Genomic DNA, 14,965 nt, shown 5'->3' with positions numbered 1-14,965 from the left:
ATGCGTTGGGAGAAACGTATATGCCTTCCTGTTAGTAAAATCATCATCTGCTTTGTACAAAACTCTAAGATATTGCCATTTCAAGATGTTTAGGCAAAAACACTCCGCAAAATGGCTGAGGCTAATTGAATCATTTGCTAGATGCCAATTGCCCCCTCGGAATCAACATTATCAGCTATGAATCCCGCTTTTCCTTCCCAGCCTATTGCAGATATCACAGCTAACACACAGACTAAGCCTCCTTCAACACCGGCATCCTTGATAACTGACGATACGGTGAGATACGTGGTCGTTCCGGCTATGGTGGGTGGCCTCGGTAGTGTCGCTCTACAAATGATTCAGGACGGCGGAAATTTTGTAGTCACGCCTGATGAGCAGACGACCAAGACTGCTCATCAAGACAATAATGAGTCTGCCATACTAACTGACCAGACTTCTCGAAATGAGGGCATTAAAACAACAAGCGAACAATCTCACGAGCATGATTTTATTCCTGCTATCAAGATGCACACTGGAGTAGAGTTTTCTATTTTAGTTGCTTCTAGTGTCTTGCTGGGGGCTGTGGTTGGCTATATCGGCGCTATTCTCACAACAGATGGACAACCAAGAGAGTCTAACAATAAGCCAAAATTGGCTGCTACGGCATTGATGTTTGCGCTGTTCTTTCCATCGGTTATTCAGGTTTTAGAAAAAAACGTTGAGTCCGAAGCGAATAAGATCAGGAGTGAATTACAAGATAATGTACAGGAAGCCAATCAGGTAGCAGAGACAAATGCTCAGCTAACAAAAGAGAAAGAAAAAGCAGCTAAGGACAATATTGATCAGACAAATCAAAACCTTGATGAGGTTGCTGAATCGTTTAAGCAAGTAGATGCGGCCAATTTCACTCAAAATTTGCAGATTAAAGAAACAACTAAACGTATTATTGAGAGTAAGTTTGCTTTAATTGATGAGGCTAAATCACTAGCCCTAGAAGCTACCTCGGATGAAAGCGCGAAGCAGTTTGTAAACAGCATTTTTGAGATTGGTCGCGGTGATGATGTTGATGTTAAGCAGCATGCTATCCAGGTATTAGCAAAGATTAAGGAAGAGTCTGGCTCACGAGAGGTGCAAGAAGCTGCTGAAGCTAAAGCCGCAGCATTGCGCAATCTTGGTGATAACAACGCTGTCTAATCGACAGAAAATCATCTTCTTAACCAACTTAAAAAGTGGCATAAGGGAGGGGTAAATCCCCTGCTATATAACCCCAAGGGGTACTCCATTATAAAAAGTTCGATGACTAGCCTGTAATTATATTTTGAGAATGCCTGCCATGTATCAACCTAAAATCGGCAAACTGCACAGCGATGGTAAACCTGTTTATCAAAGTCTTTGTCCTGGGAAGAAGTTTAAGCTGGATGAGTGGTGGGTTTATGAGGACCATCATGGGCAGCTGTGGGTGATTCCTCCTGGATTTGTGTATGACCTGGCGAGTATTCCGTCCTGGATGGCGGGAAGTTTGCAGTGGGGTGTTTGGAATGTGGGAGCGGTGCCTCACGATTGGGCCTATGAGTATGGGTATTTGTTACGGGTGCATCAGGGGCGGCTGGAGCAGGTGTTTGTGACGAAGCGGGAAACGGATGATTTGTTTGCGGACATTATGTTTAGTGTGGGTCGCAGGATTCAGGCGGTGCGGTTTTGGCGGATGGGGTTGATCTATTGGGCGGTGAGGCTTTTGGGTCGGGGTGTGTGGTTACGGGGGCGGAGGGCGTCGCAGCCGGTGCTGCCGTCATTGTGGGAGTTGCAGCGGGCGTATGATCGAGTGAAGGATCGGGTGGATGAGGGGCAGCGGCGACGGCATTTGCATGTGGCGTAAGGGGCGATACTCAGAAGCAAAAAGACACCAACATTGCAAGGGCGGTTGCCTTTTTGATTTTTGATCAGTAGCACAGGGCTGTCACCACCAAATAGCTCAATGGCGTTGAGCCAGTAGGGGAAATCGGTATTCTCCTTATGGGTATCGGCGGCCAGGGAATAGAGGGAGCGTTAGTGATGGAGGATGGTGCGAGGTGGATAGATTGTGTGGTGTAGAGCTTTGCCCACTCTTCGAGAAGAGCAAAGCTCTACACCCTAAATCCTTATCCCCAGGGAGAGGGGTTTTGAGCTGGCAGATAGATTTTTTGAAACCACATAAAGAAGGTCTACAAGCTCCAGCTCCCCTTCTCCCTGGGGATAAGGGGTTGGGGGATGAGGGCCCTATTCTTAAGTAAGACCATAGTTTCCCCAACGAGCCGACTAACCTCCCTTAAAATGAAAAAGTTCATTGAACTCATCTACGTCCATCCAATTTAGTTGCCCCCATTCGAGGATCCCCCAGTGCCCAAGGTGCGTCGCAAAAAACGTCGCTTCACATTAGCCTCTGTACTGCTCTTAGCCACAGGTCTCTGGCTAGGACAATGGCATGTACGTGGTCGCCTATCCTCACCCACCGCTGCACTAGTATTAGGCGGAGATGCCAAACGCGAAGAATTCGCCGCTCAGTTTGCCATTGAAAACCCAGATATAGACCTATGGATATCGTCTGGGGCCAATCCCGAATACTCCACCTGGGTATTTCAAGAATCCCAAGTGCCCTTGGAGCGTCTGCATCTAGATTATCGAGCCGTAGATACCGTCACTAACTTCACCACCCTAGTCGACGATTTTGACCGACTAGGCATCAAAAGTGTCTATTTGATTACGTCTGACTACCATATGCGGCGCGCCACTACCATTGCCGCTATCGTTTTAGGAAGTCGAGGTATTCACTACAAACCATTGCCAGTGACCTCAGAGCGCCCACCGGAACCCCTGCTTCGTAGCCTGCGTGATGGCGGACGCTCAATACTGTGGGTATTCACTGGTAAAACTGGATCTGAGCTGGTTCAGCTGTCATCTAAGTTGCCTGCTCGTCCATAGCCGTTGGGGTACATTAGATCCCTCTGGCAGATTTTGATCAGACATTTGATGTTTTTCCAAGGCTGGCTATGACGTCTACATCAAACAAATCTCTCTACACCGAAGAACAAGTAAAGGCATGGCTGCGAGGACTGCTGGCCGTTGCCTGGGCCGATGGTGAATTTGACGACCAGGAGAAAGACCTGATCCACACCATGATGGATGTGGAATTTGCCCCTAAGCTCGATTTCAAAACCTTCGAGCCGATTAAACCGGCAGAGCTGGCAAAAGTCCTGACGCCGAATCCCATTGCCGCTGAGAACTTTTTGCGCATGGGGGTGATGGTTGCGATCGCAGACGGCATCTACTCCGCTGCCGAAGACAAAATCCTCATGGACTTCTGCCAGGCGCTCAACCTCGATACCGCCGTCCTCCAATCCCTGCAATCCACCCTCTACAACCTGCGCCAGGTCAAAGAAGAAGTCCAGCCAGGCACTAGTAGTAGTGGTGCTGCGGCTGAAGCCCCTGTAGCGGCAGCCAGCCCCCTACAGCCCCCAGCACCCAAAGAAGGCCCGGACCCACTCAAGCCCATGCGTGAGTGGCTAGATCAGTTTGAAGTGCAAGATCCGCGCCTGGCCCGCTTTGTCTGCAAAATGATTCCCTCTCAGTGCCCCTTTGAGCGCGACGTCACCCTATTTGGCAAAAAAGTGGTCCACATTCCACCTATGTGTAAGCTCAACCCCCTTTACGAACAAATGGTTGGTTTGAGATTTCGAGCCTTGTCCCACCTGGCCGATGATTTAGGTGAAGATGTAACGCCCTATTTATAAATAATGGGCTCGACAGTGGGTAATAGTGAGCGGTTAATAACCGAAGTCCTCGTAGTCGGTGGTGGTACCGGAGGCACAGCTGCCGCCATTCAGGCAGCACGGTCAGGGGCTCAGGTGTTGTTAGTCAGTGAGTGGCCCTGGCTGGGGGGGATGCTGACCGCTGCAGGGGTGACGGCTCCCGATGGCAATGAGCTGGCCGCCTTTCAGACCGGACTGTGGGGAGCATTTTTACGAGCATTAGAAAAACGTCAGCTGGGTGGGTTGCATAATGCCTGGGTGAGTTTCTTCACCTACGAACCCGCCGTAGGTGCGGCCATATTTGCTGACTGGGTGGCCGCCCTCCCCAATCTGACCTGGCGCTGGGGCCATCGGCCTCGCTCAGTGATGCGATCCGGTGATCGAGTGACAGGAGTAGCGTTTGATCAGTTTTCGGTCGATGCTCAGATTACGATTGATGGCACTGAGTTGGGGGACTTACTCGCCCTGGGCGATGTCCCCTATCGCTGGGGATGGGAGACTCAAGGCCAATGGCATGAACCCAGTGCACCCAAATCTCTGAACGACCCCACCGATCCACTAGCACTCGCCATTGAGAAATATCCGGTGCAGTCGCCCACCTGGGTAGTGGTGATGCAGGACTATGGCGAGGGGCAAACTGCGCCGCTAATTCCATCGATAGGGTCCCATGCTGGGTCTCGTGCTTCGTTTGCAGGTGCCTGGGAAGGCTACGGTGCTGAGCAGTTTCTCAACTATGGGCGACTGCCGGGCAATCGTTTTATGATCAACTGGCCGCAGCAGGGCAATGACTATGGGGTGGGGCTGGACCGTTTGATCGCGTCAGATGCGGCCCGCTATGACTATTGGCAAGAGGCTAAGGACCACAGTCAACAATTTGCCCATGGGATCCAGGCGGAATTGGGGACTCGTTACGGGTTGGCGGAGGGAGTATTTCCTGAGCTGGCAGGTACACCTGGAGGCGGAGCCTTTGCACTGTACCCTTACTACCGCGAGAGTCGGCGACTGGTGGGCCTGACGACGGTGAGTGAGCGAGATATTCTGCCGATGCCTGGAGGTCAGGTGGCTCCGCTGCCAGTAAATGGGGATGGCATGGTGGATGCGATCGCAATCGGTAACTATCCCAACGATCACCACTATCCTGGATTCGACATGCCTCTGGCCCCTAAAGCTATCCGTTGGGGTGGCCGCTGGACCGGTACTCCCTTTACGATTCCCTACCGCTCGCTAGTCCCAGCTGAGATTGATGGCCTATTAGCTGGCGACAAGAATATCTCAGTGACCCATATTGCCAACGGTGCTACCCGACTGCAGCCTGTTGTCTTGGGGATTGGTCAAGCAGCTGGAGTAGCAGCGGCTCTCTGTGTACAGCAAAGATGTCAACCGCGAGAACTGTCTGTGCAGGATGTACAACAAACCTTACTGCAGGATGCGCAGGCCCCGGCCATGGTTGTACCTTGTTTTGACCTACTACCTACCGATGAGCATTGGCTGGAGCAACAACAAGCCTACCTGAAAGATCTGCAGATCTATCCCAACAGTGGCTTTATATATCCTTTAGATAAAGTTCCCCCGTCTGTTACTTCCGTCGGTAGCATTTTTCGCGGTCAGTATCAGCGAATAAAGGATGACAGCTACCAACTTTTCTGTCCCATGGGCCAAACTGACATCCCTCTAAATCTTGTTGCTGTTTCCTCTCAGGCTGTCAATCAGTTGATGCAGGTTGCTGATGGCAGTACCGTTGAAGTTTATGGTACCCATAATTTAGGTGGTGGTTGGATTCTAGTAGATGCCATTACAAAAGTTGATGGAAGGTAGCATCAATTACAAAAAATGGGTGACATCACCCACATATTTTTCACATAGTTTTTCCTGAGTGATTTGTCAATTCCATGTAATCAGAAAGTAGCAATACTAATCATTTTCTGACCCATGAGAATTTCTCTATCGGTAATGTCAGTTGCTGCTACCATCAGCGTTTTCAACTTTCTAGGTTTGGTTGTTACCTCTCCTGATTCTCTATTGGCTGAGCGTGGCAGTGGCCGCACTAAAACTGAACAAATTGACCGTGGCAGTGGTCGCGTAATGACAAACCAAGCAGACCGTGGCAGTGGTCGTGTGATGGCTTCCGACCGTGGCAGTGGTCGTGTGAGGGCTTACCGTGGCAGTGGACGTATTTCAACTGATCATGCCTATCGTGGTAGTGGCCGCATTATTGCTTAAGAGCCTTTCCACTCGGCCTGTTCAGCTAATAAGCGCATAAAACACTATAGAAAAACTATAGATATTAATCAGAAAAAGTTTTACGCTAACCGTTACAAGCTAGTGAAGAAATAGCTACTACTATTGAAGTTCCTTTGTCATCTTGAATAAATCAAGAAAAATTGGTGCTTCTTAAGGTAGCCTAGTCCCACTAACAATCATCTGTCCACGCGATCAGCGTGTATCTATTCCCTGAGCGTCCATGACCAATGTTCAATCACCGATGACTACTGATGCCGATTTGATCAAGCGTCTAGAGCCCAGCGCGATTGATCAGATAATGATGTACCTTGCCTTCAGCGCTATGCGTACTGGTGGGCATCGCCACGGTGCATTTCTTGATGCTGCGGCAACGGCTGCTAAGTGTGCCATCTATACAACCTATATGGAGCAGGGACAAAACCTGCGCATGACGGGGCATTTACACCATATTGAACCCAAGCGAGTCAAAGCCATTGTCGAAGAAGTGCGACAGGCATTGAGCGAAGGCAAATTGCTAAAAATGCTAGGGGCGCAGGAACCTCGCTATTTGATTCAATTTCCCTATGTTTGGCTTGAACAATATCCCTGGACGCCAGGACGCTCTAGGTTAGTTGGTACAAATCTAACATCTGACGAAAAAGCTCAAATCGAGCAAAAGCTGCCGCCAAATTTACCAGAGGCGCAGCTAATTACCTCATTTCAGTTTGCAGAACTGATTGAGTTTCTGCACGCTCGTTCTCAAGAATCTGTTCCGAGTGGGCGACAATTACCTCTGAGTGAGGCCTTGGCAGAACACATTCGACGACGCTTAATTTACTCAGGTACTGTTGCCCGTATCGACTCGCCTTGGGGGATGCCGTTCTATGCCCTTGCCCGAGCTTCCTATATTCCGACCGATGATGCGGAAAGAACGTACACGATGATCGAAGATACAGCTCGCTATTTTCGCATCATGCACGAATGGGTTGCTCGTAAAGACGGCACCATGAGAGTCCTAGAATCTCTTGACATCCCATCAGAGAATCGGCAGCAAGCCCTTGATGAACTCGATTTGCTGCTACGCAAATGGGCTGACAAGTATCATCAAGCGGGTGGTGAGCCCATGGTGTTGCAAATGGCCGTAGGCGACAATGATGAGGATGCTAGTTAGCCACCATCTTAGATATCTGAATATTTACTTTGTGAAGGGTGGACCATGTCCACCCTATTTTTTTATGCTTGAGCGCTAATTAATCTCCTCAGAGAGTATTCCATGCTTGGGTCAGGATATCTCCAAGCAGATGGCGGCTCTTGGGATCTAGTAGGGCATCGTCGGTCATAAGTTCATTGATGACATCATCCAGGGTTTGTCCCTGGGAACGAGCTGTCTCAATCACATGGAGAATGGCCGTGGCAATGTGTGTCTCACTGACAGGCTTGCTTGATGGAGAATTTTCTAAAACAGTTTTTAAAGATGAGGGGCTCATATTATTTTTACGGGGAAGATGCAATTGCCACCTGAGGGACTAAGGCAAACCCGCAGGGTATTTTTTGAAAAATGCTTACGGCTAAACCTATGTTGGAAACACCTGTAAATCAGCAACAGTAAGGAATAACTACCATTGCTTTTACATGTTGACCAGAAGTTAACAAAGTCTAACCTAAGTTGACTAGGAAAAAGATTTTATTTTAGGCAATTAAGAATAAAGTTTCTCTCAAGCCTTGGCCTTTGGTGGTTGCTTTTTAAGGCGAGGAAAGTTTGGTAGATCGATAGCTGATAGAGACCCAATGCGTTTCTGAGGCTTCAGTGGATTGACCAATGGAGAAGGGCTACTTTGAGCTGACATTACAGGTAAGTAGGTGTCAGCTGATGCCACTGTCCTGGCTGATTGTACTCGCGCCAGAATTTCACTGGCTTCAGGAGAAAGCTGAGAGATTCCTGCTGACGTATTATCACTCGTGTTATCAGCTGGGCTAATTGTAGATGAGCCGATGTCCTTGCTCCAGGGCGATGGTTCAGTAAATTGAGGAGCACTAGAATGGTCTTCAGTGATGGAGCTGTCTACGGTAGAAAGTTCCTGCAAGTCTGATTCAGCAGGAACTTCGGAGGGATCCATCACTCGTGCTAGATCGTGCCACAGTTGATCTTCGGCCTCGGTTTCTAAAGTGTTGATAGGGACAGGCTGAGGGTTAATTGTTTGACCGCCACGAATCATAGACTCCAGTTGAGGATCGAGTCTAGCGTTACCAAGGGCGGATTCCCAAGGACGAATTTCATCGGCTGTGGGCATGGTGATACCTGGTGCATTCAGGCCTGCCATAGATGTCTTGGATGACTCTGTTGACATGCTAAGACATTTTTCAAGGGCCGCCTTGAACTGTAATGTATAGCGCTGCTGTCTCTGGAGGCGGGCTCTCAAGTCACGGCAGTTGGTGTTGGCCTGCAGGAGCTCTCGAGACTGTTCTGTATGTTGCTGCAGCATTGCTGCATTTTCAGTTTCAAGCTGTGCGGTACGTTCCCGAAATGCAGCAAGTTCTGTTTGGAGAGTTTCGCTACGTACTTGGTGATGTTGTAGGGCCTGAGTGCTTTGTTCTAGCTCAGTCACCAATTGGACAATTTCGCGATCACCAACAGGTGGTCCGGCCCGGTCAATCTCAGCTTGGAGGGCAGCTTGCGAGCGTTCTAGAGATTCTTCAAGCTGGGATACCTTAGCTAAGAGCACATCGTTGCATTCGTTTAGATCTCGCACCAGGTTGAGCAGCTCTGTTTCACGCTGGCTAGGCTGTTCGGTGCTAGTAGAGGGCTGGGTACTGGAGGTGCTATTAATCTGGTACGTGCTAGAAGAATCCATAGCGTTGGTCCGCGAATGATGTGTGGGCCCTGAAAGTTGATTGGCAGGGATTGTGCCTGGGAGATGAACGGTCTGCCAGCTATTGTTATCCGATTGTTCTACAGGTAACTGTGCCCCACATGACGAAACGTCCTGGGGTTGATTGCCTGACTCAGGGAGACTGTCGTTGGATCTAGCTGGATTGAACATTCTAGAGCACCGCAATGATACAGCGGAGACGATGGCATCTTACGCTAATCTCTCCATAGTGTTAACACAGAAAATGTAATTGGCATTGGTTTATTGCTGCAAAATACCTGTAAATCAACGCATTCAACCAATATCTTAATGATTAAGAATATATTAAAATTTAAAGTAATTCACATTTCATCATAGATTATCAGTACTTTTCGTCAGTACTTTTTGTATTACGGCGGCATGTAGGAGAGCGCGATCAATGTGCGATCTTACCTGTACATCGCTCAATCCTTCGCCATTGGCATAGTGCTCTAGCCACTGCTGGGTCATGGTGCCAGCATCGTTTGGTATGAGCGGTAGTGGGTCCGTAGATGAAAGTCCCCAGCCAGGCAGCGATAGCTCTTTCATGATCTGGGTGACTTTAGGATCATAGCTAATGGCAAAGCAGCGACAGCCTTCCGCAGCCGCCATGACAACGCCGTGAAACCGCATGGCAATGGCCATTTCGATACTCCGAAAAACGCCCTTAAGCTGATCTGGGTTATCCACTTGGATAATCTCATGGTGGCCATTCAGGTGTTGAGCAATATGGTTTGCGATCGCGCTGTCTTTGACCGGTTGAAATGGTAGGAGGATTACACAGGTCTGGGTGGCGGTCTGAAAGTCAGCAATGGCTTTAGTCAGATTTGCCAGTCGCTCAGGTGTCAGCTGAGCATGGTCACGCAGAGCAACGGCAACTCGTGGTGAATGTAGGTCTGCAAACCCTGGCAGGTGAGAGGACTTAAGCGCCCATACTGGATCGGGTGCTAGCTGGCAGGGAATATTCCAATCGGTTAACAACTGAGCTGAAGCCCCATCGCGGACACTGACGGCATCGCAATTTTGCAATACCCAGCGTGTAATCCACCGACTACTCCGCCGATGGATCGGCCCAATCCCCTGGCCCCAGGCAATGGTGCGCAGACCCATCCACTGGGCCAACTTCATTAAGCCACCGTAGTACAACGGATTGATCGCACTGGTGGTATCCTGCATCAGGCTGCCACCCCCCCAGATAAACGCCTGGGATTGCCGGAGGGCTGACCAGACGGCAGCTAGGGATTTCCTGGGTACAGCCTTCACTCCGTAGCGTTGGGACGTTTCCTGAGGATTGCCAGAAAGAACAAGGGGGGTGACTGACATGGGCAATAGCTGTAGCAGTGTTGCTAGTAGTGCCTCATCGCCGCCATTACCCATGCCATAGTAGCCACATAACACTGCTCGCATGTTTACACCGCTGTCCTCTTAAATAGTTAGGCTTAGACCCACAACGCCTGAATCTACTTTAGACTAGTGCCGATTGCTCAGGTTTGTCCCAGGGCAAATGCCTGGACGGTGGGCACTGCCCACCCTTACATTTTCTGATTATCCCCATTGATGTTCTCTGCCTATGCACGCTCTCTCATTGCCCACTTGGATGGTCCATATCTCCAGCGTGATTGAATGGATTGCCGCTATTTATTTCGTTTGGCAATTTGCTGAGGTGACGGGGTGGTCTGCTTGGCGGTGGTTATCGTTTGGTATGTTGCCAGCTCTGATTAGCGCTATGTGTGCTTGCACCTGGCATTTTTTTGATAACTCACCGTCCTTGAGCTGGCTAGTGATTTTGCAAGCAGCGATGACGGTTGTGGGTAATTGCACTAGCTGTGCTGCTGCTTGGTATATCTGGAGGCAAACCCGTGTCTAAAGAAACCTTGTTTGCAGTCTCCTTATTTCCCTATCTGGGATTCCTCTATTTTGTGACCAAGTCTGGACAGACACCCCGCCTGGCTTTGGTTGGCTTCTATGTGCTGCTGGTGTTTGTCGCAGTGACTATTCCAGCCGGTATCTATGCCCAGAAAGCCTATGGATTGGAGTTAGCCAATGTGGATTGGCTCCATGGCAGTGCTGAATTTTTTCTCACCCTCTCCAATATTTTTGTGGTGCTAGGTTTTAGAAGTTCGGTGCAGAAACTGAAGAGTAATTAGGGCTTGCTGAATAATTCAGAAGCACTGATATATAGTCGTTTCAGCTAACGAAGTCGAAGTTAAGTGCAAGGTCATTTTACGAGTTTTCAAGGGTTTCAGCCGATTCACCCTTGCACCTACCTATCGATACAGCCTGAAAAGATAACGTATTTGCGTCGTTTCAGCCGTGAAAAAGTCTGATCAGACTTTTTCAGCAAGCCCTAATTAAAGTTTGAGATTAAGCAGTCTATGGCGGAGTTGTTTTAGCAGAATTGATTTAAACCAATTGTGCTTACTTGATTTGGTGAGGGAATTCTTAGATACCGTTCTGGCTAGTAATCTAAAAACAGCTTTATACTAAATTGAACATTCCAAAATATTGAGTAATTTGCGAGGTAGTCGAATTTTTGTTGCAGCTAGCTGATAATTATCAGCTGATAAATACCTTTCAAACTTTCAAACTTATAGCTGAGTTACCCAGTGAACTTTTTTGAGCGACCATTAGCAAGCTGGAGAATTGCAATAATACTATGGCAGTTAAGGGGGGTAGCCAGTCAATGTCAGATGTTAATCTTGGCCTAAAAATATTAAAATTGGACGTCATCAAAATTAATTCAAGTAGCTTAAAACTCTACTGAGTATTGGCAGTAATAGTTTATGAAAAGTGTAACTACAGACGTCGCCTTTCAATCAATTCGTATTTCGTTTCTGCGGGGCATTTTGCCTCATCACCTTTGCCTTGACCGTCTAAAGTTACCCATCTAAAGGAAACTCTAGAAGCCTCCTTAATAAGCTCAATTGAACCACTACAGTCCCAACCTTCTTTAGAATCAATAATACTTGAATACTCTCTAAAAGTGCCTTTATGACAATCATCTCCTGAATTCATTCTGGCTAAACCAATGGTTAGAACCTGTTTTCTTCTATTTTTAGCGTACTCAGACGTAGCACTATAAGGAAGTTCAAGAGATGTTTTTGGCTCAAGACATACCTGGTTAGCATCCAGGAAAGTTATACCTCGACGTGAAGTTGAGAAAACCATTGGCCACTCAATTGATTCACTTTTTTGCTTGTCTAGAGACTCAGGGAGACTTGCTTGCGCATTGTCAGAAGAACTGTTACTTAAAACTGTATTCTTTTCATTCGAAACATCATTGGAGTGCTCTGCCAAATCCTTTCTTGCCTTTTTTAATTCTTGAATGACTTCCCAGGCTCGTAAATTTATGACTCGTAATGAGTACTTTGGCTTAGCTTTCCCTGGTGGTGTTTCAGGTTGAATAGACAATGGTATTGGGTCATTAGGCGCATCTAAGATTTTCCCTGGAATAGACTTTCCTTTATCCTTAAAGTACAACAAGGCATTTCGAAACGTTGTTAATTCAGGAGCTGATTGATTGGCCTTATAATAGTAATCTATTGACTTTTTAATATTGTTTAATTTGTAATGAATGAAGCCAAGATTGCCATTTGCATGACTATCTTTTGGTGATACTGATAAAATATATTCATAAACTTGTTGAGCTTTCTTATAAGAGCCCTTTTCAAGAAAGATATCTCCTTTGAAATATGTAGGATATAAAAAAGACGATAGGTTTTCGACTGGTATTCTTGAAATTGAGCTGTCGAAGGCATCTAAAGATTCGTTTTTCTTATTAATAAAATACTGAGAGGCTCCATACATATACCAAGCAAAAAAATCTTCAGAATCTCTTACTATAACTTTTTCATAGCCGAGAGCAGCTTTTGAGTAGTTATTGCTTGAGTAAAATGAATTTGCTCGATCAAAAATCCTAGATGGTTCATTTATGCCTTCATAGGGATCAGAGGCTATGGACGCATTAGGGTTTATGAAAGTTGACATCGTGTAAAATATGAATATGCCAACAGCTAGCCATCTAAGAAGATTTCTGCCTTTATCATTTGGCTTGATTCCAAATGCTTCATCAGAAATAGATACAATGATGAAGAAAATGCATATAACGAGAGGAATGGCAAGTTTTGCGATGATCTCTTCAACCATATTTAGCTCTTTTATCAGGAACAATCACTTTTTAAGACCTAAGCTAATCAGTTTGGTATGAAAGCATGGCGGTCATGGTTCTCTACATATCCATAAATCGGAGAATTGATTCTTCTCTTTGTGAATTTACTAGATAAAATTATGTGTCGATAAGCGCAATAATTCTCTAATTTCTTTACTCAAACAAATGAAAATGAGTTTGAATAGTGTAATGTTCTTTTTGACGGACATTGCTGCCTTCTTATTATCATTGATCTATTAATACAGCTGCCTTGCTTTCAGTATGCAGTATATGTAACGGTACTTAAATCAGTTTGATCTATAATATAGAGTCGGTCAAGCATATCCTGGCCCCTTTATCTTGTGGACTTGATTTTACTTAGAGCGGTCTTTATAGGCTCACTGGATATCAGATACTAGAGTTGATCTGATTTTTGCTTTTACCCTTGGATACTCAGAATCCATTTATCTCTCTTACCTATGAGCCTGCCCTAGAGTCTCTAGGGGATGACTACTACGATGTTGTTGTAGCTGCTGATTTTCCACAATATCTTCTACGGTTTCGTAATGATGATCTACTGCCCCGCTTAGGACTATCGACGGATGCGGTGAGTGACCATAACTTTATTGAGACGTTTGGGCAGTTTCAGCAGCGATCGCCGCTCTTGGCCTTGCGCTACCACGGTTATCAATTTGGTGACTACAACACTGCATTGGGCGATGGTCGTGGCTTTCTCTACGGTCAGGTACGGGGCACCGATGGAGTACTCTATGACTTTGGTACTAAGGGGTCGGGCACAACACCCTACTCTCGTAATGGCGATGGTCGCCTGACGCTCAAGGGGGGCGTGCGAGAAATCCTGGCATCTGAGGCGTTGCACGCTCTGGGGGTGAATACGTCCCGTTGCCTGAGTCTGGTGGAGACAGGAGAGCAACTGTGGCGAGGAGATGAGCCGTCGCCCACACGCTCATCGGTCATGGTGCGCTTTAGCCAGTCCCACATCCGCTTTGGCACCTTTGAGCGTTTGCACTATTTGGCCCGCCCCGATCTGATCACACCTCTTCTGGATCATGTGATTGAGGTGTACTACGACCACTTGTTAGCGGTGCAAGATGTGCAGGAACGCTATGCCCAGTTTTATGCTGAGTTGGTGCAGCGGGTGGCTCAACTGGCGGCTCAGTGGATGGCAGTGGGCTTTTGCCACGCGGTGCTGAACACCGACAATATGTCCATTACTGGGGAGAGCTTTGACTATGGTCCCTATGCCTTTATGGATGAGTTTAATCCTCGGTTTACGGCCGCTTACTTTGACTATGGTGGTCGCTATAGCTATGGTAACCAGCCTCGGGTGTGTGAGTGGAACCTATGGATGTTACAGAAACCACTCAAGCTAATTATGTCAGGGGAGGATTTGGAGGCTGGCTTGGCAACGTATCGCGGCCATTACTACACAGCCTATAAGCAGAGAATGCTGGCTAAGTTAGGTTTTGAGGAGTTGCTGCCTGAGCTGGGGGATGAGCTACTGCGACTAACCCTGGAACTGTTGGAAAATACTCGTGTGAGCTACCACGACTTTTTCTCAGGGCTAACGGGACAGTTTTCAGTACAGTGGTGTGATGATTCAGAGCAGATTCTGCAGGCGACGGTTGATAACTCTGATGACGATGCGGCCATACTGCTTCAGGCTTGGCGACAGCACTATCACACTTGTTTGACCACATTGTCAGCTGCTGACGTTATGCAGGTAGAGCAATGCTTGCGACAGAATAACCCTGCTATCGTTTTGCTGCGGCCTGAGATTGAGGCGATTTGGGAGCCGATTATCGTTGAAGATAACTGGCAGCCGTTTTATGATCTGCTGGCTAAAATTCAACAACCGTTTTGAATAAATACAAAAAATGTGGGGACGTTGCATGCAACGTCCCCACATTTTTCTGTCCCGACAA

At 47.4% G+C, this 14,965-nt stretch carries 14 protein-coding genes; 10 read left to right on the top strand and 4 right to left on the bottom strand.

Features of this window, described 5'->3' with window-relative positions; genetic code table 11:
- Positions 1-177: 177 nt before the first annotated feature.
- The 7 genes from IXB50_RS07815 (at position 178) to hetR (ending at position 7,155) form a co-directional block, all read left to right on the top strand.
- Entirely contained in the window at positions 178-1,173 is a 996-nt protein-coding gene (locus tag IXB50_RS07815; protein WP_215608401.1) for a hypothetical protein, read from the top strand.
- 139 nt (positions 1,174-1,312) lie between these two features.
- Positions 1,313-1,855, top strand: a complete 543-nt coding sequence (locus IXB50_RS07810) for a DUF1353 domain-containing protein (RefSeq protein ID WP_215608400.1) — start codon at positions 1,313-1,315, stop codon at positions 1,853-1,855.
- A 500-nt stretch (positions 1,856-2,355) separates the two neighbouring features.
- On the top strand, positions 2,356-2,937 hold the full coding sequence (locus IXB50_RS07805; RefSeq protein ID WP_215608399.1) for a YdcF family protein: 582 nt from the start codon (positions 2,356-2,358) through the stop codon (positions 2,935-2,937).
- A 68-nt stretch (positions 2,938-3,005) separates the two neighbouring features.
- The gene (locus IXB50_RS07800) at positions 3,006-3,746 is read left to right on the top strand and encodes a Mo-dependent nitrogenase C-terminal domain-containing protein (protein ID WP_215608398.1); all 741 of its coding nucleotides are present in this window, start codon (positions 3,006-3,008) and stop codon (positions 3,744-3,746) included.
- Between the two features lie 3 nt (positions 3,747-3,749).
- Complete coding sequence (locus IXB50_RS07795; protein ID WP_215608397.1) at positions 3,750-5,579, top strand: FAD-dependent oxidoreductase; 1,830 nt, start codon at positions 3,750-3,752, stop codon at positions 5,577-5,579.
- A 114-nt stretch (positions 5,580-5,693) separates the two neighbouring features.
- Positions 5,694-5,984 carry a hypothetical protein gene (locus IXB50_RS07790; protein WP_215608396.1) on the top strand — a complete coding sequence of 97 codons (291 nt, stop codon included), beginning with the start codon at positions 5,694-5,696 and terminating at the stop codon, positions 5,982-5,984.
- Between the two features lie 262 nt (positions 5,985-6,246).
- On the top strand, positions 6,247-7,155 hold the full coding sequence (hetR, locus tag IXB50_RS07785; RefSeq protein ID WP_215608485.1) for a heterocyst differentiation master regulator HetR: 909 nt from the start codon (positions 6,247-6,249) through the stop codon (positions 7,153-7,155).
- 88 nt (positions 7,156-7,243) lie between these two features.
- Here the strand turns inward: hetR and IXB50_RS07780 are convergent, their stop codons facing one another.
- From IXB50_RS07780 to csaB, 3 genes are all read right to left on the bottom strand, one after another.
- The gene (locus tag IXB50_RS07780) at positions 7,244-7,471 is read right to left on the bottom strand and encodes a hypothetical protein (RefSeq protein WP_215608395.1); all 228 of its coding nucleotides are present in this window, start codon (positions 7,469-7,471) and stop codon (positions 7,244-7,246) included.
- A 228-nt stretch (positions 7,472-7,699) separates the two neighbouring features.
- The gene (locus tag IXB50_RS07775) at positions 7,700-8,836 is read right to left on the bottom strand and encodes a hypothetical protein (RefSeq protein ID WP_215608394.1); all 1,137 of its coding nucleotides are present in this window, start codon (positions 8,834-8,836) and stop codon (positions 7,700-7,702) included.
- Positions 8,837-9,205: 369 nt separating this feature from the next.
- The gene (csaB, locus tag IXB50_RS07770; protein ID WP_215608393.1) at positions 9,206-10,279 is read right to left on the bottom strand and encodes a polysaccharide pyruvyl transferase CsaB; all 1,074 of its coding nucleotides are present in this window, start codon (positions 10,277-10,279) and stop codon (positions 9,206-9,208) included.
- A 163-nt stretch (positions 10,280-10,442) separates the two neighbouring features.
- On the opposite strand from csaB, the gene IXB50_RS07765 reads away from it, so the two are divergent.
- Positions 10,443-10,739: a DUF2499 domain-containing protein gene (locus IXB50_RS07765; protein ID WP_215608392.1), complete on the top strand. Its 297-nt coding sequence runs from the start codon at positions 10,443-10,445 to the stop codon at positions 10,737-10,739.
- Positions 10,732-11,019, top strand: a complete 288-nt coding sequence (locus IXB50_RS07760) for a DUF3593 domain-containing protein (protein WP_215608391.1) — start codon at positions 10,732-10,734, stop codon at positions 11,017-11,019. The genes IXB50_RS07765 and IXB50_RS07760 overlap by 8 nt, the downstream gene beginning before the upstream one ends.
- 649 nt (positions 11,020-11,668) lie before the next feature.
- Here IXB50_RS07760 and IXB50_RS07755 read toward each other — a convergent pair.
- A complete protein-coding gene (locus IXB50_RS07755; protein WP_215608390.1) occupies positions 11,669-13,018 on the bottom strand; it encodes a tetratricopeptide repeat protein in 1,350 nt (449 codons plus the stop codon).
- Between the two features lie 446 nt (positions 13,019-13,464).
- Here IXB50_RS07755 and IXB50_RS07750 point away from each other — a divergent pair, with 446 nt between their 5' ends.
- On the top strand, positions 13,465-14,904 hold the full coding sequence (locus tag IXB50_RS07750) for a protein adenylyltransferase SelO (protein WP_215608389.1): 1,440 nt from the start codon (positions 13,465-13,467) through the stop codon (positions 14,902-14,904).
- Positions 14,905-14,965 lie beyond the last annotated feature (61 nt).

The sequence above is a fragment of the Leptothoe spongobia TAU-MAC 1115 genome, assembly GCF_018739885.1.
Taxonomy (GTDB): Bacteria; Cyanobacteriota; Cyanobacteriia; order Phormidesmidales; family Phormidesmidaceae; genus Leptothoe; species Leptothoe spongobia.
This window is presented reverse-complemented; position numbering and strand designations above follow the sequence as displayed.